Genomic DNA, 19829 nt, shown 5'->3' with positions numbered 1-19829 from the left:
TGTCAAAAGCTCTACGGCTCCAACAAGAAGTGGAAAAAGCGGTATGGCTATCACAAGCGCTCACTATCAGAGACAGCAATGTACCGAGTAAAACAGCTGCTAGGTGGGAAATTAAGCCTAAGAAATTACAATGCTCAGGTTGGCGAGACTTACGCTATGATCAAAGCGCTGAACAAGCTTACAGGACTGGGTATGCCTGAAACTCAGTATATTGCTTAAGAACCGAACAACTTTAGGCTGCCATGTCTTCCAACCGAATTAAGCAACAAAGCCGATACATGATGAAAACTATCGATTTGAGCCCACTGTACCGTAACAGTATTGGCTTTGACCGTGTCGCTTCTTTGTTGGACAGCGCTTTCCGAGCAGAAAGTGCAGCCGCGGGCTACCCCCCATACAATATCGAAGCTCTTGAAGACAATAATTACGCGATCACGCTAGCAGTAGCAGGATTTTCAGAGGATGAGCTAGACATTAATGTCGAGCGTGGAGTGCTCACTGTTCGTGGCGAAAAGGCCAAAGTTGAAGGCAAAAACTACCTCTATCAGGGTATTGCGAATCGTACTTTCGAACGTAAGTTTAACCTTGCCGATTATATTGAAGTAACGGGCGCAGATTTGGAAAATGGCCTATTGAAGGTGAAGCTTCTTAAGCATATTCCTGAAGCAATGAAAGCCAAATCAATTTCAATCAATGGTCGAGATAAATCGCACGTTGAAATGAAAGATGAGTCATTTGCCTAAGTTGTTTCATTCCTGCCTGAGAATGGCAGGTTAATTAAAATATCGGTATGTTGAATTAGAGTTCAGCAAAGCGGTTTGCTGCATTCGAAAAGTGAGGCCTGCTTCAAGCAGGCCTTTTTAGGTATTTAAAGAACTTCTCTGATCATTTTAATATGAACAACATTGGTAAGTGTGGATGTATATTCCTCACCAACGCTTTTAAAACCCAATTTTTTATATAGAGGCACTGCGTGAAGTCTTGCGGCTAGATGGAGCATTTTTACACCTTTGGCTTCAGCTTGCTCGACCAAGTGTTTCAGTAATTTTTCGCCATGCCCGAGCCGCTGAAAATTCGGCGCCACTACCATTTGTGATACCTGCATTTCTAACTTACCCGTTTCAGAAAGGCGGCCATAAGCGACCAGTGTTTCTCCCAACGACATCGCATAGTGCAGGCTTGCTGCCTCTTTCTGATCGAGCACTACTTGTTTAGGTAAACCTAAGTCCCTAAAGAACAAGCGATGGCGAAGATCAACGGCTAGTGGATAAAGAGGAGACTCGCTGTTGATTTGCTGGATAGTATACTGAATATCACCACTCATGAATTTTCCCTTCCCATGTAAAAAACGTCCCAGTTTTATCAATAGAGAGCGCATCCGCGAGGGTGATAATATGCCGGCAGCGATAGGTAGCAATGACGGAATCTCCACGTTTTAGCAATTGTTTGACGGTCTCCAGTCCAATTCCTCGACCTGCGCCTGTGACCAAAACATGATTCATACTCCTCCTCCCTTCTTATGTCTCTTGTTTTAGACATGTTACATGTCGTTGATATCAAGGTTGTTTTTAGGACTGCTTTTTTGGATGCCTATCGAGAATGTTGTGTTGGGTAAAAAATAACCATTGACGTTCAGTATATTACGTGACGAAAAGAAAGTTACCCACAGAAACGGTGGATAACTCTTTGGGTAACATTGAATTAATACAAAAACGATCCAAATTACACGTTGTCTGGGCCCTAACACTTGGGGTTTTACCGATATTGTTTAGACAGGGCAGACTTAATTTACTGCGCGAAATCTCGCCGAATTCAAGCCTTTTGCGATATGAATGGTGACGAATATCGTTTTCACGGTGCGTCTGAAAATGTCGGCATCGAATGATAGCGACTTCTCATTTTTGCGCTGATTAAAAAATAACCACATTAAAAAGGGGAACAATAGTGAGCCGCGAAACAAGAGAAAACACCTCCCCATTTGTCACAACGGGAAGGTGCTACGCTAGATGGCAATTTGTTCGTCGTTGGCGGGGTTTTTAAGTTCTGTCGCCGACGCTGAGAGGGCGGGTTGTGGGGGTTGGGCTTGTTTGAGCCCTTGTCTTTCCTCCCTAGGAGGAAGACCGAAGTAATCGCGATAGCATTTGCTAAAGTGGGGCGTTGAAACAAATCCGCATGCAATTGAGATTTCGATGACCGACAAATTGGTTTGTGTCAGCAATTGTCGGGCGCGGGTTAAACGCAGGTGCAAGTAATATCGAGAAGGGGAGCACTGAATATGCTTTTGGAACAACCGTTCGAGTTGACGCCTTGAGAGTTGGACCAAGGTAGCGAGTTCGTCTATGGCAAAAGGCTCTTCCAAGTTTGCTTCCATGAGCGATACTGTTTCGAGGAGCTTAGGCTGAGATGTACCGATCAGGTTTCTAAGCGGCACTTTCTGTACGTCTTCACTGCTTCTTACTCTTTCGCACATAAACATTTCTGAAATCGCCGCACTTAACCGACCGCCGTGTTCTTTAGATATCATCGTCAGCATCATATCCATGGGAGCCGTTCCGCCAGCACTTGTCATGCGTTTCTCACTAAAGGAGAAAAGCTTGTTACTCACGCGAATCGTTGGGAAAGCTTCTTGGAAACCCGCGAGGTTTTCCCAATGGATGGAACAAGACTTGTCGTGCATCACGCCGGACTTTGCCAGAAGGTAACTGCCCGTACATATTGCGCCTATGATTTTGTGCTTACGATCTTGTTGTGAGATCCAACTAAGCACTTTCGGTGAGCAGTTTTGTTGAATATCTAGTCCTCCACAAATGATGACGATATCTAGCTCGTGTTGGCTGGGTATTTTGTCATCGGCGTTGATGGAAATGCAGTCACTGGCAGTCACTGGATTCCCATCGTCACTGAGTGTGTACCATTTATAGAGTGTTTCGCCGGAGAGTTGATTGGCCATGCGAAGAACCTCAATGGCTGAGGCCATGGCTATCATGGTAAAACGGTTGCAGAGGTAAAAACCTATTCTGACTGGTTGGCGTAGCGAGGATACTGACCCCATAGTGGATCCCCTTTCCCTAGTGTAAATTCATTACAGTTCGTAGAGATTTCAGCTAACCCAATTGCGTCTTCTCTTTTCTGCGTAGGCCAGTAGGAAGAAAAAGTAAAACGGAGATGTTAAAAAGCATAGGAAGACTACGGTTTTTTTTAACGAATCAATCAGGAGTAAGGATAAATATCGAAGTTGGGACAAGTGGGGGAGGGATCGCCAAAACCGAAAATGCTTAGAGTTGTAAATAAAATGTTGCAAAAAGTCTGTCAATCTGCAAATTGGACATAGTACGGAAAATATCAATTGCCGTTTTTTTTGTGGCCAAAGGTGACACAAACGCAAGAATCTCACCTACAAATAATCAAGTCATTAAAACTGTTCAGTTTCAATGTGAAGCACGCATTTGTTCATCGTTTCGTTTCTGATTTGGCCCTTCGTAGGTCTTAAATCGGCACTTTTAGGTCTCATTTCATCGACATTGAGGTAGTGCTTTACCGCTACACTCAAAAGTATTGGAAGTCAGGTGATTGAAATGGATAGCAAAGTACATAAAAACTCAATGAGCCATGAAGACACTGAAGCAGTCGTTCAAGCTCTCAATGCACATCGCCATCGCCAAGGCGCGTTATTGCCTGTTTTACATAGCATTCAGGCATTGATTGGTTATGTTCCCTCGGCGTCGGTGGCGCTTATTGCACAAGAGTTAAATCTATCGGAAGCGGATGTGCATGGTGTGATTTCGTTTTATCACGATTTTAGGCACTCACCGCCGGGCGCGCACGTGATTCAAGTATGTCGGGCGGAATCGTGCCAGTCTTTGGGGGCGAACGCGTTGGCCAAGCATGCTTGCTCGCATCTAGGCGTCGACTTTCATCAAACCACCCGAGACAACAACTTTACCCTTGAACCTGTTTATTGTCTGGGTAATTGCATGAATTCGCCTGCGATACGGGTGGATGATGAAATTTATGGGGAGATGACGGATGAAAAATTTGATGACGTCATTGATCAGTTGCTCACTCAGGTTATCGAGGTAAAAGCCCCATGAGTTATCGAATCTATATCCCGCTAGACACGTCAGCGGTATCAAAAGGGGCGGATGCTGTGGCGGAACACTTCGCCCACAGTGCGACCAATTTGGGTGAGTCCATTGAAATTGTTAGAACGGGTTCGCGTGGGCTGTTCTGGCTTCAGCCCATGGTGGAGGTGGAGTCAGAACAAGGTCGCGTCGCGTTTGGTCCTGTTACGCCAGATGATGTGGATGCCCTTCTGGCGGTTAGATTTTATGACCCGGATGGAAGTGGAGAATTGGGTTTGTCACACCCGCTGTGTTTAGGTGTGACAGAAGATATTTCTTATCTAAAAAAGCAGCAGAGGCTGACCTTCGCCCGTGTAGGAATTATCGATCCGCTGAGTATCGACGACTATCGTGCCCACGGTGGTTTTCATGGCTTGGACAACGGCATCAAAATGGAACGCCAAGCCATTCTTGATGAGGTGAAAGAAAGTGGCTTACGCGGCCGAGGCGGCGCAGCATTCCCGACAGGCATTAAATGGCAAACCGTGTCAGATCAGCCGGGCGGTGAAAAGTATGTCATTTGCAATGCGGATGAAGGGGATTCAGGTACGTTTGCAGACCGTATGCTGATGGAGGGCGACCCATTTACTCTTATCGAAGGCATGATCATCTGTGCATTGGCCGTCGGTGCGACACAAGGTTATGTCTATACCCGCTCTGAATACCCAAGAGCTTGTGACATCTTCACGCAGGCAATCGCCCTTGCGGAGAAGGCGGGCTATTTAGGTGACAATATTTGCGGTTCGGGTCATCGCTTTAACCTCGAATTACGCATGGGGGCAGGCGCGTATATATGCGGCGAGGAAACTTCGTTGATGGAAAGCTTAGAAGGCAAGCGCGGTTTGGTTCGGACCAAGCCCCCTCTGCCTGCTATCTGCGGATTGTTTGGTAAACCTACCGTGATTAATAACGTCATTTCTCTCGCGTCAGTGCCCATCATCCTGGCGAAAGGCGGCAGTTATTACAAAGATTTTGGTCAGGGGCGCTCTTTGGGCACCATGCCCATTCAACTGGCAGGGAACATTAAACAAGCGGGCATGTTTGAGCTGGCATTTGGTGTTTCAATCCACGAATTACTCTATGGCTTTGGTGGTGGGAGTAAGACGGGTAGACCGCTCAAAGCGGTGCAACTTGGGGGCCCGTTAGGGGCGTACCTACCTGAATCTGAATGGTCTACTGATATGGATTACGAGGCACTCGCTGCACGCGGAGCCATGTTGGGACATGTTGGGACATGGTGGTATGGTCGCATTTGATGATCAAACCGACATGAGCCACATGGCGCGTTTTGCCATGGAGTTCTGTGCTGAAGAGTCGTGCGGAAAATGTACACCTTGCCGAGTGGGGGCTGTTCGTGGTGTCGAAGTGATCGACAAACTGATGGCGTCAGAATCGAGTCAGAAAGCACACGCTGAAACACTTCTCACCGATTTGTGCGAAACCATGGAGCTAGGTTCGCTATGCGCGATGGGCGGGATGACACCTTACCCTGTTAAAAGCGCACTCAAGTATTTCCCAGAGGATTTTGGCCTGTCTCGTCAGGTCAGTGACGATGTGTAATAGGCACATCAAGGAGGCAAACAATGGTTGAGTATTACATTCCCATTGAAGAAGGACGAAAAGACTTTGGCACCCCAGCAATAGTACGCGACGATGCAGTCATGGTGTCGCTGACGATAGATGGTTGGCCAATCTCAGTACCCGAAGGCACGTCTGTGATGCGTGCTTCATCCCAGCTGAATATTCAGATCCCAAAACTGTGTGCGACGGACAGCCTTGACGCGTTCGGTTCTTGCCGACTCTGTGTCGTGGAAATAGAAGGGATGCGTGGAAAACCTGCGGCGTGTACCACACCGGTTGCAGAAGGCATGGTCGTAACGTCATGGAGATGTATATCTCCGACCATCCTTTGGATTGTTTAACCTGTGCGGTGAACGGCGACTGTGAGCTGCAGGATATGGCGGGGGCTGTGGGGCTGCGCGAAGTCAGATATGGCTTTGATGGTGAAAACCACTTGGATATGGAAAAGGACACCTCCAACCCCTATTTCACCTTTGATACCTCCAAGTGCATTGTGTGTTCCCGTTGCGTGAGAGCTTGTGAAGAAATTCAGGGACAACACGCGTTGACTGTGGAAGGGCGAGGCTTCGAATCCCGCATTGCTGCAGGTGCTAACAATTTCATGGACTCTGAATGTGTATCTTGTGGAGCCTGTGTTCAAGCTTGTCCTACCGCTGCTTTAACCGAAAACAGTGTGATTGAGCAGGGGACACCCAGCCACTATCGTATTACCACTTGTGCTTACTGTGGCGTGGGCTGTTCTTTTCGCGCTGAAATGCAAGGTGACCAACTTGTGAGGATGGTGCCGGATAAAGCGGGTAAAGCTAATCTGGGGCATTCTTGCGTAAAAGGGCGATTTGCGTTTGGGTATGCAACCCATAAAGATCGTGTGCTCGATCCGATGATCCGTGACGCTATCGATCAACCTTGGCGCAAGGTGAGCTGGGATGAAGCTATATCGTTTGCAGCCGAAAGAATCAAAAGCATTCGTGAAAAGCATGGGCCCAATGCTTTGGGGGGGATTACCTCGTCGCGTTGCACCAATGAAGAAACTTATTTGGTACAGAAATTAGTTCGTGCAGGATTTGGAACAAATAACGTGGATACCTGTGCACGTGTCTGTCATTCCCCAACGGGATACGGATTGAAAACCACGCTTGGAGAATCAGCGGGAACGCAAACCTTCGACTCTGTGCAAAAAGCGGATTGTGTCATCGTTATTGGTGCGAACCCGACGGATGGACACCCCGTATTTGCGTCACAGTTAAAGCGCCGCTTACGCGCGGGTGCAAAGTTGATTGTTATCGACCCACGTCAAATTGATATTGTGAATGCACCCCACGTTCGGGCTCAGTACCATATTCAACTCAGGCCGGGTACCAACGTAGCGGTGTTGAATGCGTTAGCGCATGTGATCATTACCGAAGGGCTTGAAGACAGCGATTACATTGCCGATCGCTGTGACATGGCCGCGTATAACAAATGGCGTACTTTCATTGCGCAAGAGGAACATTCTCCAGAAGTGATGGAAAGTGCCACTGGTGTGCCTGCCATCTTGATACGAGATGCGGCGCGAATCTTTGCGAAGGCGAAAAACGGCGCAATTTACTATGGATTGGGCGTCACAGAGCATAGCCAAGGCAGCTCATCCGTGATGGCAATAGCCAATCTCGCCATGGCAACGGGGAATGTTGGTCGTGAAGGCGTAGGGGTGAACCCGCTCCGTGGCCAGAATAACGTTCAAGGGAGTTGTGACATGGGCTCTTTCCCGCATGAATTACCGGGCTACCGCCATGTTTCTGATCCCGCAGTCCGAGCCTTGTTTGGCGGCGCGTGGGGAGTCACGATAGACGACGAGCCGGGTCTTCGTATTCCCAACATGTTTGATGCGGCGATTGCGGGGCGCTTTAAAGGTATGTATGTACAAGGTGAAGATATCGCACAGTCTGATCCGAACATTCAACACGTGGAAGCTGCGTTATCTTCACTTGATTGTTTGATCGTTCAGGACATCTTCCTAAATGAAACGGCCAAGTTTGCACATGTGTTTTTGCCGGGGGCGACCTTCCTTGAAAAGGACGGCACGTTCACCAACGCTGAACGCCGTATTTCGCCGGTCAGGAAAATCATGGCACCGCTCTCGGGCAAAGCAGACTGGGAAGCGACCGTCGCGTTGTCCAATGCGCTGGGTTATGAAATGAATTACAGCCATCCCTCAGAAATCATGGATGAAATCGCCAAGCTTACGCCAACATTCAATGGGGTGAGTTATGAAAAAATCGATGAGCTGGGGTCGATACAATGGCCCTGCAACGATGAGGCACCAGAAGGCACACCGACCATGCACATTGGTCAGTTTGTAAAAGGAAAAGGCAGCTTTGTTGTTACCGAATATGTCGCAACAGAAGAGAGGGTGAACAAGCGGTTCCCGCTACTTCTAACCACTGGGCGGATTTTGTCTCAGTACAACGTTGGTGCGCAAACGCGCCGCACTGATAACACCCATTGGCACAAAGAAGACGTATTGGAAATTCATCCACTTGACGCTGAAGACAGAGGGATCAAAGACGGTGGTTTGATAACGGTTGCAAGTCGAGCTGGGGAGATCTCTTTACCCGCGAAAATCAGTAATCGCATGCAGCCAGGAGTTGTGTATACCACGTTCCACCATCCCGTTTCAGGTGTAAATGTGGTGACTACCGAAAATTCGGATTGGGCGACAAACTGTCCGGAATACAAAGTAACCGCGGTGCAAGTAAAAGTGGCGGTAGAAGAAGCAGGTTGGCAAACCCGCTTCAAAGAATTTGATGAGCAACAACAAGCGCATCTCTCTGCGGCAACACAGAATGACGATTAACCATTTAAGGAGGATACATGGACGGAGAAACGCACCGCACACAACGCCTTTATGAAATGGCGAATCAGATAGCGGACAATCTGGAGCATGGCCGCAGCGACGATGAATCGATCAATGAGGTGGCCTCTCACATACCACTTGCTTGCTCAGAGGCTTTTGCTTATTCACTTGATGAAACAGTGATTCAGCACGTCTTAACGGATCCTAACTGCTATCTTTTTGCGCTATTTAAGGATGGCAAGATAGCCGGTACCGTGTTGTTGTTTCAAACGGGTCGGACACTGGGTATACACCAATTAGGCACAGTGAGAGCGTATAGAAAAATGGGGGTCGCTGCGCAGTTAATGGCACACAGCCTTTCATTTGCATCAGAGCTTGGATGTGGTTATGCGGTATTACAGGCCTCTAAGGCGGGGATACCCCTGTACAGTAAGCTTGGATTTGAACAACTGGCAACGATAACCAGCGTGCAGGCAGTAGAACTTGGTCGCTAGTCGATGAGCTTCAATTGATTAGATGGCTTTTACTCACGATTATTTCCAAGGCGCAGGCGTTAATCGTTCTTTTAATAGCGCGAGAAAGCCAGAGATACGCGCTGAACGTTCGTTCTCTGAATTACCTAGCAACGCCACGATATTCGCGTGAGGTAATGTGTAATCTGGCAGTAAGCGGACAAGCTCACCGCTATTGATCTGTGGTTGAACATCCCATTCTGACCGCATAATGATCCCCAATCCCGCAGTGGCCCAATCTTTAATCACTCGACCTTCATTGCTTGCAAGCGTTGGGGTGATACGCGCGACTTCATGCTTATGATCAGCATTGTGGGTGAAATGCCACAGTGTGACATCTTCGTTATTCTCTCTTAACGCAATACAACGATGCTTCGCTAAGTCTTGAGGGACTTGCGGGTATCCCATCTCCTCTACGTATTTTGGGGAGGCGCATAAGAATCGTTGATTTGACGCGAGCGTGATCATTTTTAACGAAGAGTCATTCAACGCACCGATGTAAATAACGATGTCCCACTTGTGGTGACTTGACCAATTGGGGTTGTCAGAGAGCTCTAGCTCAATATCTAGCTGCGGGTGTTTTACTTTGTAGTCCCCCAACAAAGGCGCAATGTAGTCGTTGCCAAAACCTAAAGGTGCCAAGACTCTTAGTTTGCCACACACTTGTTCTTTGCGTTCATCAAGCTGTTCTTGTAACTCATCTAGCCCTCGAAGAATAACCTGCCCTTTATCAAGCAGTAGCTGGCCTTCTTCTGTCAGGCTCACGATACGCGATGGTCGCTGGATGAGCTTTAACGACAATTTTCTTTCTATGTGCTGAAGCCTAAGTGTCACGGAAGGAGGGGTGATATTTAATGCTCTTGCAGCATCGGCCAATGTCCGATGGCTCGCTATTGTCGCGATAAATCTTAGGTCTTCTGATGTGATCATTAGGTTTAAACCTAATCAATAAGTTAATAAATATTAATGTAATGCAAAACATGATTTTTGGATACTGAGGATCCGTTGAGACGTTCAGTGAGCCCATTATACGTTGCTTGGGTGTTTAACCACTGGTGCATTAGGTAATTGATTATGATGAATAATCCTAAGTTGAATTGTGACTACCAAAAGCTAGATACGCCTTTTTTATTGGTAGATAAGCCTGTTTTACGTAGTAACCTAGCAAGGCTTAGCAAAGAAATAGAAGGGATGGGGGCTGAGCTAAGACCCCACTTTAAAACGCTCAAATCTCTTGATGCAGCACCGTATCTTCTCGCCGAAAACGTATCGCCTGTGACTGTTTCTACTCTGAAGGAAGCGGAAGCCCTCGCGTGTGAGGGATATACCAACATTATCTATGCAGTGGGTATTTCGGGCGATAAGTTACCAAGGGTGTATCAACTTCTGTCAATGGGGGTAGACCTGAAGGTGTTGCTGGATAGTAAGGAGCAAGCCCAGGTTCCTAACCAATACAGTGAAGATAACCGCTGTGCAATTCCTGCATTGATAGAGATTGACTGTGATGGGCACCGAGGGGGGATTGATCCAAATAGCCCGGAATTACTTGAGCTTGCTGAGTTGCTGCATCGCGGCAGTGCCCAATTTAAAGGGGTGCTTACCCACGCAGGAGAATCTTACCGTTGTTTTGATGAAACCTCGTTACGCGCAGCCGCCGAGAATGAAGTCAAGGCTGCACTCAACGCTGCGAACCGTCTTCGGGACGCAGGACTACCGTGCGAAATCGTCAGTATTGGCTCCACACCGACCGCTCACCGTTATCAAAACTTACAGGGCATCACAGAAGTAAGAGCAGGAGTGTATGGCCTTTTTGATTTAGTGATGGCGGGTATTGGCGTGTGCAATCTCAATGACATTGCAGCGCGAGTAGTCACGACAGTGATCGGCCACAACAAGGAAAAAGGCTGGGTATTTATTGATGCAGGATGGATGGCCCTTTCTTCTGATCGAGGAACAGCAGAACAACCCAAAGATTGCGGATATGGGTTATTAACTGACAGCACAGGCTGTTTGCTCGATAAACTACAAGTCACGGCGGTAAATCAAGAGCATGGCATCGTGAGTGCCGTTGATGGAGGTTCGATAAACTTTGATGCGCTTCCCATTGGCAGCCGATTACAGATTTTGCCGAATCACGCGTGTGCAACAGCATCAATGCACAGTCACTATCATGTCTTTGATAAACAGAACAATTCATACGAAATCTGGACGCGAATTCAGGGGTGGTAAAATGATCTATTTAGACGAAAACCAAACTGCGAAACTTATCTCTCACGAAATCGCGTATCTTGCGGTTAAGGATGCTTTTGTTGCCGCCACAAGCGGTGAAACGACGCTCTTTCCTGTTGTGAATGCATCAGGCCCACAAACTGACTCAATGTTTTCATTAAAGTCTGCCTGTACATCGACATTGGTGGGCTGGAAAACGGGCACCTATTGGCCAGAAAACCAAAGCCAAAATAAGTCTTGTCACGGCACAACGACTTTTCTATTAAGCCCAGAGACTGGCGAGTTGGTTGCTGCGGTTTCGGCAAGTAAGGTAAATGCCTATCGCACCGCGGCGGCGGATGCAGTAGCGGTGGATTATCTGGCCAGAAAAGAGGCATCAGTGCTAGCTGTATTTGGTACTGGGCATCAAGCGGAATATGACGTTCTCGCTCTTTCTAGGGTTCGCAATATTTCTAGAGTGATTGTCGTTGGGAGAAACACTGATAATACCGAGAGCTTTGTTGTTCGACTCAACGATAAAGGCATAAATGCCGAAGCGGGATCTGCGCAATTTGCTTGTGAGCATGCAGATATCATTGTCACCGCAACTACAGCGAAAGAGCCGTTATTCCACGCTGATTGGGTAAAGGCGGGTACACATATTTCCGCGATGGGAGCAGATAAAGTGGGCAAGCAAGAATTGCCTGTTGAGCTTTATCAATATGCGAAGCTCTTTTGTGATTATAAGCCACAATCTCTCGTTATCGGAGAGTTTCAGCATACTCAAAATGCAGCAGTAACAGAGATAGGTAAAGTGATCGCGAGCCGGTCTTCTGGCCGAAGATCTTCCGATGATATTACGATCTTCGACAGCTCAGGTATTGCTGTTCAAGATCTGTTTGTTGCTGCTAAATTGCTTGAATTGGTTCAAGTTCAGGCAATCGGTGAGTGACAGCCCAGCGTAAAGTCAGTCTTGTTTCTACGTAGGGCACGCTTTTAGGCCGTGCTTTATCCCTCAAAAACTTGCGTTTGAAACGCCAATGCGTTGTTTGGCCCTCTCTTTTCCCTTCTCATTTCTGAGCGCATTTCAATCACTCTAACTCACCTTGACATTTGAGGATTGTGGCACCTATAGTTTCGTATCGATACAATAATGTATTGGGTCGATACTATGATGCGTTCTGTTCACAAAGAAGGTGGGCAGGGATGGGTTGATAAGAACAACAGTCAGTTAACTTAAAATGGAAGCAATGAGAAGCGAATATGAAAAGAGCGGTATATGCAATTTTTAGTATTTCCATACTGTTAGGATGTACAACCACTGTCAGTGCAGGGAGCGGTGGAGAAGGAGTGCCGGGTTATGATGCTGATTCTAAGTCGTTGGAAACGTCTCCCGTATCTCAGGAAGAATTTGCGCTTTTGCAAAAAACGATTTTTTTTGGTCCAGACGATGTGGAAGCACTTCGTCAGGCTCAAAAAATTCTTAAGCCTCAAATCAGTGAAATATTGGATACGTGGTATGGGTATGTTGGTGCGAATCCTCATTTGCTTTATTACTTTTCGAATAAAGATACCCGTGAAGCAAATGGTGAGTATTTGTCACGTGTAAGAGCGCGTTTTGAACAGTGGATTCTTGATTTAACAAGTGCGAATTATGATCAGCAATGGCTGAATTATCAGCATGAAATAGCGAAGCGTCACCACCGGGTAGGAAAAAACCGTGCTGATGATGTTAACGCTGTCTATCATATCGATTATCGGTACATGGTTGCGTTTATCTACCCCATCACCACCACGATAAAGCCGTTTCTTGCTAAAGGCGACGTGTCACAAAAAGAGGCAGATGCCATGTACGAAGCTTGGCGGAAAGCAGTGATCTTGTCTGTGGTGCTTTGGACTCATCCTTATATCAAAGATGGCGATTTTTAGGCTACGCACTTAAAAAATGAAAGAATGCTACAGACCCTCCCCATCTGTTTGGGGAGGTTTTTTTGACTTAAATTATGGCTACTTTGACACCTGATAACATCTTGACGTAAGGGAAAAGATAGCCAAATAACATGTTCGTGATACCTCGATTACCAAACAATACTGAACAGTACGTCGTTTCCTTTCATTAAGGGAATATGATGCATTTCTGGTATGAAATCTCAAAGGCGAATTTGACGTGCCACTCGCTAACTTATAACATGTATATAAAATACACGTTAATGAGGCGCTACTATGGATTTCAAACAAATCAGCGTAGTCGGTGGTGCGGCAATGATCATCTCTTCAGCCGTGATGACAGCAACAATACTGATCAGTTTTCCTTATGCCGATCAGTTTTCGATTGTCGAACAAGCGATTGCTCACATTGGTACTATCGTCTTTGCCGGTGTTTTTAAAGTTGGGTACGTTACTTACATTGTTGGGAGGTACGAAAGAAAGCTATCTTGCTAAAACGGTGTCGCGTATGTACATAACGCTGTTTGGTGGTCGTAAAACAGCTTTGCACGTATATGGGGTCGTAGAAGAGGGAGTTGTATAAATCTAACTGGCTTCTGTATTTAGAGACCGTTCTTTGATGTCTCGTGGGTTAAAATACCCATTTGATTGAGAATATTTTGGGCTGGGAATGGCCATACCGTTAATTGACTTTACGCTAGGTAGAACTTCCTCATCCGGCGTTGAAGTGATTGAGTTGTCCTCACTCTATGTCAGAGACATTAAGGATCATGATCCTTGTGCGCCGCATCGGTTGTCGTTTTTTATGCTGGTGCTGTTTGAGAAGGGTGTTGGCAAACATATGGTGGATTTTCAAGAGTACGCCTATGGGCCCGGTACCGTGGTCAGTGTTCAGCAAGAGCAAGTCACCGCATTTGATTTGTCCTGCAAGCCGGAAGGAAAGCTTCTTCTTTTCACCCAAACCTATCTTGATAATGTGCATGCCAATATGCGTTTACCGAGTTACACCCCAATACACTTGAACAGTCACTATTCACCTGTGTTGCATTTGGATGAAACTAACCGCGCTCGCACGACCGCACTGATGGCAGAAATAGCCTCTGAACTCAATTGTGAAGAGGGCGATCCGCTCATCGTCATGTATCTCTTTTCTGCGTTAAGTTTACTTCATCGACGTTTGAAAACGGTTGGTGAGGTTGAAAATCTTTCTCCATCACAAAGTCGAATATTGTTCCGCTTTATGACGCTCCTTCAGCAAAATTTTGAACAGATTCGTGATGCGAATTGGTACGCAGACCAGGCCGCGATAACATACAAAACCTTGAACCAAATCTGTAAAGTATCAACATCACTCACCGCTAAACAGATGATTGATGCATTCACGATTATTGAAATTAAACGCAGGCTGGTGATCAACAAAGTCACCTCCCAACAACTGGCGTACGATTTTAATTTCGATGACCCAAGTAACTTTGTGAAGTATTTCAAGAAAGAAACGGGCGTGACGCCGAGTGAGTTCAGAAAATACCATAATAACTAATTGAAATTATTTAATTTATACGTATTTTTATTTCCTTGGGTTCGATATTTACCACTTTTCTGCCTATTTCCACTCTGCTCAACACCTCTTTGAATCCCTAACATTGTTTCCAAGCCGAACATAAAAAGGACGAGACAATGAAAACGATCACGAACAAACTCTTTCGCTCTGTAGCGGTTGCAGGTGTGATGGGGGTTGCCGCATGCAGTGCGATGGCCGCGGAAGAAATGATATCAAACAAAAACAAAGCCGTAGCTTTGATCAGTAGCATTGAAACTGGTGACCATGCACCGATTGCTTACATCAACCCCGATAAATATATTCAGCATAACTTAGCCGTTGGTGATGGATTAGAAGGGTTCGGCGAGGTGATGAAAGCACTGCCGGAAGGGAGTGCAAAAGCCGATGTGAAACGCGCCTTTGAGGATGGCGGTTACGTGGTTTTACATACCGAGTATGATTTCTTTGGCCCTAAGGTTGGTTTTGATGTATTCCGATTTGAGGATGGGTTGATTGTTGAACATTGGAACAATTTACAGGAGATTGCGCCACCTAACCCAAGCGGTCGAACACAACTTGATGGTGCAACAGCAGTGAAAGACCTCGACAAGACTGATGAAAACAAGGCTCTGGTAGCGAGTTTTGTTAACACTATTTTGATGAAAGGCGAGATGGCGAAAATCAATGAGTATATCGATGGCGGTGATGCTGCATACTTGCAACACAACCCAATGGTGGCGGATGGCTTGAGTGGTTTGAGCGTGGCTTTACAAGCACTCGCTGAGCAGGGCATGCCAATGTCGTACTCCGCTAACCACAAAATCATCGGTCAGGGAAACTTTGTACTCGCGATCAGTGAAGGCAAGTTCTTGAACGAGCATGTGGCCTTTTACGACTTATTCCGTGTCGATAACGGGAAAATCGTAGAACACTGGGACACCATTGAAACTATTCCACCGCGTAGTGAATGGAAAAATGGCAACGGCAAGTTTGGTTTCAAATAAGCATTGCTTTTAACACGTTAACTATGCAGGAAGGCCGCGTTATGCGGTCTTCCTGCTTTCTGTTCAGTGAATAACTGAAACCAATAATAACTGTGGTGCTCTTTGAGCTATCAGTTAGTTACATAATTTCTCATGAAAGCACGGCCAAGTTCATATTAGGAATATTAAAACATTACTTTATTCGTTATGTGAGTGCTGTGTATTGTCTAGGTTGAATGGATGAAATAATATCCATGAAAATGGAATTTAATTGGCTGTTTTCATGAAAAACATAATATTAATAATAAATTCTACGATAGAAAGTCATTTCAATCCATCCGATCTTACTGGGGAGTTTTTCGATGGAATGACTCAAAACCAACCCAAGAGTATTTGTGACAAAGTGTGTGGGATTCGAATGTCGAATACGGATTCGATACTTCTAGAAAATGACTACAAGGCTCTATTGATTGAATTTTCTCCGTATGAGTGAATTAATATGTCAGTAGTATTTAGGTTGATAAAATCTTGGTGGCCGAATGCAGGAAGCTCTACACTTTTAAATCTTGAACTTCCAGTCATTTCAATAATTGTTACTGTATATAGCTATGATAGTTTAAGTAGTTATGCAAATGCATTAGCAATCTTCATGTTTGCTAATGCATTTGTTTTCCCCGTCACAACGGTGATTATCAAAGAGGGGACAGGGATAATTACGCGGAGATATGTTACAAATCTCATATTTGTTGTTTTTCTTATAACCAATGCTTTGTTAGTTGTATATGGGTTAAAATATAATTCCAGTGACATGTTATTAATGCATGTTTTTTCTATTTCCATTGTCTCTGTTGGCGTTCGACGATACCTTCATGGTGTTGTTATATTAAAGGAAGCCACTACCATTATTTTTCCCGCATCTATATTTCGATTGATTGTTTCCACTTGTTGCTGTTATTTGTTGATAACAAAAGGTGTGAGCAGTGCTTTTGCTCCAATAGTGGCATTAGTATTAGGATCTTGGGTTGAGTCGTTGGTGCTACTCATCTATGTGCAGAAAAAGCGATTGAACAGTGCAAGTGGTGAAGTATCTCTAGATCGTAAATCAGTATTTCAGGTTTACTCGTCGGCATTGTTCATTATGGCCTCTGCGTTGATGAGTAATACTCTTATCACTTATATTATAAACACATCTAACTATGTTTCCAGAAATGATCTGTTGGAATATTGGGCTATATTCTTTGGTGTTGTATGTATTTCTACGTCTTCAATATTTTATCTGGATAATTTCATTATTCGATATTATAGAAATATCGACAGGCCTTCTGATTTGGCAAAATTCACAGGTGTCGCATTTTTATCCGCTGCCTTGATGAGTGTTATTTATATAATCATACTGTTTAATATTATATCGCCAAATAATATCGATGAGTTAAGTGTGCATTTTTATGATATTATTGCACTGTCTATTTTTGTATCTTTGTTTTGGTCTCTGAGATCAATTACTCGCGCTAAGTTGATTTTATCCAGCTCTACCAAAATGACTATATTGTCGATAGCGGCAAGTTTTATTGTTGTTTTGGTTTTTAATAGATATATGCAATGGGGGAATGATTACTTGGTTCTTTCACCCGTGATTAGTTATTTAATGATAATTGTGTTTGAGTTAGTTTTTCATGTCGCGTTCTTTATTAATACTCACCATAAAGAGAAAAGCAGGGAATTAATTAAAGAGAGTTAGAGTGAGTGAGAATATGACCAGTTAAAAGAAACGCGCAACACTTAAATGTTACTGCTAACAAGAGATGAACGGAATGATTTATTTAAAGCGCAGGTAAAGTTTGAAAGCGGTGAGAGAGGCGATCTCCTCTCCTTTGATACCGTCTGTTCATGGACGAAATGCCTATAGCCCTTCATACAATGGAGAGGGAAGGTGATTAAAACGCGTGTTGATTAGTGAGCGTTTCGCGTGAACAACGAAGCTCTCCTCTCACTGGCGTTCAATAACAGCTGCTCTACAACACTCTAATTGTCAGAAAGGCCACGTGAAGTGGCTTTTCTGCAATCTCTATTCAATCGAGAATTCTTTTATCAAGGTTGTTCTGTTAATCAGGGAAAACCACAATACCCAGCGTTTCTAGTATTTGCTCTTGTTGCCATGCCGCAATTTTCACCCCCGACATATCTACCCGTCTTGGGTTTAGTCCCTCCAGTTCCGCGTGACACAAATTCGCGCCTTGAAAACTGAATTGTCCCCACGCATCGGCGGAAAAAACACCACGGCTTAGATCGGATTCTTTTAAGGATGCCCCTTGGAGGTTTGCCCCTATCCAACGGTTTTCGAAGAGTTCACACTTTTCCAAACACGCACCTTCGAAGTTGGCATAGGAAAGGTTGCATGCCGTAATGTATGCCGAGCAAAAGTACATTCGGTTGCTGACTTGATTGGCAAAACTAGCGCGAAGGAAATCAGCCCCTTTCAAATCACATTCACGGAATTCAATGCCATAGCAGTTCGCGTAGGTAAAGTTAGCCATGGCGAGGTGACACTGCTTGAAACTGGCGTCACGAAGATCGGCCGAACCAAAATGACAGCCTTCAATATCGCCTTGTTCAGTGAACTTGCAGTTGATGAATGACGTTTCACGTAACTTTGTACGCCGAAAATCACATCGGATAAAGGTGCAGTCGGTAAAGGTAAGCCCACTCAAATCGTGGCACGAAAAGTTTTGGTTATTATAAGTGTGTTGGTGCGTGTCCATAGCAATTCCTTATTGACTTCGCGGAAAGACTATCACTACAGAAAGAGAAAATCCTCAAAATAAACATGTTTAAAAACAGCGTTTTATGAGTGCTTGTTTTGGCTGTTTTAAGGGGCTAAATTGGCGTTTTGGCGGACTTTTAGGACATCGTAAATACGCTCATGCCAGAAAAATAATTTTGCGGCTCAAATGGCGTTATTCGTAGCGGGGGAGTAATGGGCAAAAAACAGGCAACGCACGAGTCACCTATTTTCATCGGACTTTCAGTAATGCAAATACCTTGAGTTTGGCAAAACGGGCAAAAATGCGGTGATGGAATTAATAACAAACGCAACATGGATAACCCCCGCATACTTGGTTTTTGCATCAAGTAACACCTTGTGCGCGTCAGGATTCTAGCTGTTTCGACTGAAGATCAGATTCACCCTCTCATCAGCATTATGTGAAGCAATATTGGTCGAGTAATGCTTCGCTATTGGCTGTGGCGGAAATACGAACGTCGCAAACGCATTTTTCATGATGAATTTTCGGCAAGTGATGTCGCAGTGCGCCGCGTTTAGGCGATATAAAAAACAAGACTGTTATTCGCAGATATTACACGCCCGACGATTTGACAGTGTGTTGCACGCCCCCTTTACTTGGAAAAGCTGATAGTCGAGTAGAGGTAAGCATGGTGAAGGAAACGTTTTTACTGCACGCCAAAAATGCGCCGGTGGGAGATCAACCCGAAGCGATTGCCAAGTTAATTGCGGGCGTCCAGGCGGGAAAAACCCACCAAACGTTAAAGGGTGTAACGGGTTCTGGTAAAACCTTCACCATGGCCAATATCATTCATCGTTTGAAACGTCCGACGCTCATTTTAGCTCACAACAAAACGTTGGCGGCTCAGTTGTATCACGAAATGCGCGCGTTTTTCCCACAGAACGCGGTGGAATATTTTGTCTCGTATTACGACTACTATCAGCCGGAAGTCTACATTCCGGGCAGCGACCGTTTTATCAGAAAAGATTCTGCCATTAATGAACACCTAGAGCGGCTTAGGCTGTCAACCACCAAAGCACTGATTGAGGGCTTTGTTGCTTAATTCGGTTGGAAGACATGGCAGCCTAAAGTTGTTCGGTTCTTAAGCAATATACTGAGTTTCAGGCATACCCAGTCCTGTAAGCTTGTTCAGCGCTTTGATCATAGCGTAAGTCTCGCCAACCTGAGCATTGTAATTTCTTAGGCTTAATTTCCCACCTAGCAGCTGTTTTACTCGGTACATTGCTGTCTCTGATAGTGAGCGCTTGTGATAGCCATACCGCTTTTTCCACTTCTTGTTGGAGCCGTAGAGCTTTTGACA

General features: G+C 45.3%; 19 protein-coding genes and 3 pseudogenes. 16 read left to right on the top strand and 6 right to left on the bottom strand.

Features of this window, described 5'->3' with window-relative positions:
* Positions 1 to 219 (top strand): annotated as a pseudogene (locus B5D35_RS18350) (IS5/IS1182 family transposase); the annotation flags it as partial.
* A 62-nt stretch (positions 220 to 281) separates the two neighbouring features.
* The gene (locus tag B5D35_RS18345) at positions 282 to 743 is read left to right on the top strand and encodes an Hsp20 family protein (RefSeq protein ID WP_170915219.1); all 462 of its coding nucleotides are present in this window, start codon (positions 282 to 284) and stop codon (positions 741 to 743) included.
* Positions 744 to 868: 125 nt separating this feature from the next.
* On the opposite strand, the gene B5D35_RS18340 is transcribed toward B5D35_RS18345, so the two are convergent.
* The 3 genes from B5D35_RS18340 to gbdR all read right to left on the bottom strand — a co-directional run bounded on the left by B5D35_RS18340 (position 869) and on the right by gbdR (position 3052).
* On the bottom strand, positions 869 to 1324 hold the full coding sequence (locus tag B5D35_RS18340; protein WP_101210343.1) for a GNAT family N-acetyltransferase: 456 nt from the start codon (positions 1322 to 1324) through the stop codon (positions 869 to 871).
* Positions 1314 to 1502 carry an SDR family NAD(P)-dependent oxidoreductase gene (locus tag B5D35_RS18335; protein WP_078753973.1) on the bottom strand — a complete coding sequence of 63 codons (189 nt, stop codon included), beginning with the start codon at positions 1500 to 1502 and terminating at the stop codon, positions 1314 to 1316. Before B5D35_RS18335 ends, B5D35_RS18340 begins: the two co-directional genes overlap by 11 nt.
* Positions 1503 to 2002: 500 nt before the next feature.
* The gene (gene gbdR / locus B5D35_RS18330) at positions 2003 to 3052 is read right to left on the bottom strand and encodes a choline metabolism transcriptional regulator GbdR (RefSeq protein WP_078753969.1); all 1050 of its coding nucleotides are present in this window, start codon (positions 3050 to 3052) and stop codon (positions 2003 to 2005) included.
* Between the two features lie 523 nt (positions 3053 to 3575).
* Here gbdR and B5D35_RS18325 point away from each other — a divergent pair.
* From B5D35_RS18325 to B5D35_RS24985, 6 genes are read left to right on the top strand one after another with little or no spacing between them, the layout of a single operon-like run.
* Positions 3576 to 4091, top strand: a complete 516-nt coding sequence (locus tag B5D35_RS18325) for a formate dehydrogenase subunit gamma (protein WP_078753968.1) — start codon at positions 3576 to 3578, stop codon at positions 4089 to 4091.
* A complete protein-coding gene (locus B5D35_RS18320; RefSeq protein WP_244556656.1) occupies positions 4088 to 5377 on the top strand; it encodes a formate dehydrogenase beta subunit in 1290 nt (429 codons plus the stop codon). Before B5D35_RS18325 ends, B5D35_RS18320 begins: the two co-directional genes overlap by 4 nt.
* Entirely contained in the window at positions 5364 to 5681 is a 318-nt protein-coding gene (locus tag B5D35_RS24995) for an NADH-ubiquinone oxidoreductase-F iron-sulfur binding region domain-containing protein (RefSeq protein WP_244556655.1), read from the top strand. Before B5D35_RS18320 ends, B5D35_RS24995 begins: the two co-directional genes overlap by 14 nt.
* A gap of 23 nt (positions 5682 to 5704) precedes the next feature.
* Positions 5705 to 6043, top strand: a complete 339-nt coding sequence (locus B5D35_RS24990; protein ID WP_244556654.1) for a 2Fe-2S iron-sulfur cluster-binding protein — start codon at positions 5705 to 5707, stop codon at positions 6041 to 6043.
* Positions 6004 to 8538, top strand: coding sequence for a formate dehydrogenase subunit alpha (gene fdhF, locus B5D35_RS18315; RefSeq protein WP_244556653.1), 2535 nt, complete (start codon positions 6004 to 6006; stop codon positions 8536 to 8538). The genes B5D35_RS24990 and fdhF overlap by 40 nt, the downstream gene beginning before the upstream one ends.
* A gap of 17 nt (positions 8539 to 8555) precedes the next feature.
* Entirely contained in the window at positions 8556 to 9032 is a 477-nt protein-coding gene (locus B5D35_RS24985; RefSeq protein ID WP_078753967.1) for a GNAT family N-acetyltransferase, read from the top strand.
* A 39-nt stretch (positions 9033 to 9071) separates the two neighbouring features.
* On the opposite strand, the gene B5D35_RS18305 is transcribed toward B5D35_RS24985, so the two are convergent.
* Positions 9072 to 9980, bottom strand: coding sequence for a LysR substrate-binding domain-containing protein (locus tag B5D35_RS18305; protein ID WP_078753966.1), 909 nt, complete (start codon positions 9978 to 9980; stop codon positions 9072 to 9074).
* A gap of 144 nt (positions 9981 to 10124) precedes the next feature.
* Between B5D35_RS18305 and B5D35_RS18300 the strand changes: the two genes are divergently transcribed.
* From B5D35_RS18300 to B5D35_RS18265, 7 genes are all read left to right on the top strand, one after another.
* Positions 10125 to 11279 (top strand): DSD1 family PLP-dependent enzyme, encoded by a 1155-nt coding sequence (locus B5D35_RS18300; RefSeq protein WP_212567555.1) that lies wholly within the window; start codon positions 10125 to 10127, stop codon positions 11277 to 11279.
* Between the two features lies 1 nt (position 11280).
* Positions 11281 to 12210, top strand: a complete 930-nt coding sequence (locus B5D35_RS18295) for an ornithine cyclodeaminase family protein (protein ID WP_078753965.1) — start codon at positions 11281 to 11283, stop codon at positions 12208 to 12210.
* A 311-nt stretch (positions 12211 to 12521) separates the two neighbouring features.
* Positions 12522 to 13187: a protoglobin domain-containing protein gene (locus B5D35_RS18290; protein ID WP_244556652.1), complete on the top strand. Its 666-nt coding sequence runs from the start codon at positions 12522 to 12524 to the stop codon at positions 13185 to 13187.
* Positions 13188 to 13481: 294 nt separating this feature from the next.
* Positions 13482 to 13700 (top strand): hypothetical protein, encoded by a 219-nt coding sequence (locus B5D35_RS18285; protein WP_078753964.1) that lies wholly within the window; start codon positions 13482 to 13484, stop codon positions 13698 to 13700.
* Between the two features lie 175 nt (positions 13701 to 13875).
* On the top strand, positions 13876 to 14745 hold the full coding sequence (locus B5D35_RS18280) for an AraC family transcriptional regulator (RefSeq protein ID WP_078753963.1): 870 nt from the start codon (positions 13876 to 13878) through the stop codon (positions 14743 to 14745).
* A gap of 137 nt (positions 14746 to 14882) precedes the next feature.
* The gene (locus B5D35_RS18275) at positions 14883 to 15749 is read left to right on the top strand and encodes a nuclear transport factor 2 family protein (RefSeq protein ID WP_078753962.1); all 867 of its coding nucleotides are present in this window, start codon (positions 14883 to 14885) and stop codon (positions 15747 to 15749) included.
* Positions 15750 to 16227: 478 nt separating this feature from the next.
* On the top strand, positions 16228 to 17466 hold the full coding sequence (locus tag B5D35_RS18265) for a hypothetical protein (protein WP_078753960.1): 1239 nt from the start codon (positions 16228 to 16230) through the stop codon (positions 17464 to 17466).
* 364 nt (positions 17467 to 17830) lie between these two features.
* Here the strand turns inward: B5D35_RS18265 and B5D35_RS18260 are convergent, their stop codons facing one another.
* Positions 17831 to 18487 carry a Qnr family pentapeptide repeat protein gene (locus tag B5D35_RS18260; RefSeq protein WP_078753959.1) on the bottom strand — a complete coding sequence of 219 codons (657 nt, stop codon included), beginning with the start codon at positions 18485 to 18487 and terminating at the stop codon, positions 17831 to 17833.
* Between the two features lie 670 nt (positions 18488 to 19157).
* On the opposite strand from B5D35_RS18260, the pseudogene B5D35_RS18255 reads away from it, so the two are divergent.
* A pseudogene (locus B5D35_RS18255) lies at positions 19158 to 19556 on the top strand (DEAD/DEAH box helicase family protein); the annotation flags it as partial.
* Positions 19557 to 19610: 54 nt separating this feature from the next.
* On the opposite strand, the pseudogene B5D35_RS18250 reads toward B5D35_RS18255, so the two are convergent.
* Positions 19611 to 19829: pseudogene (locus tag B5D35_RS18250) on the bottom strand (IS5/IS1182 family transposase); the annotation flags it as partial.

Source organism: Enterovibrio nigricans DSM 22720 (assembly GCF_900167155.1).
Taxonomy (GTDB): Bacteria; Pseudomonadota; Gammaproteobacteria; order Enterobacterales; family Vibrionaceae; genus Enterovibrio; species Enterovibrio nigricans.
The sequence above is the reverse complement of the archived record's forward strand: the minus strand, read 5'-3'. Positions and strand labels throughout refer to the sequence as shown.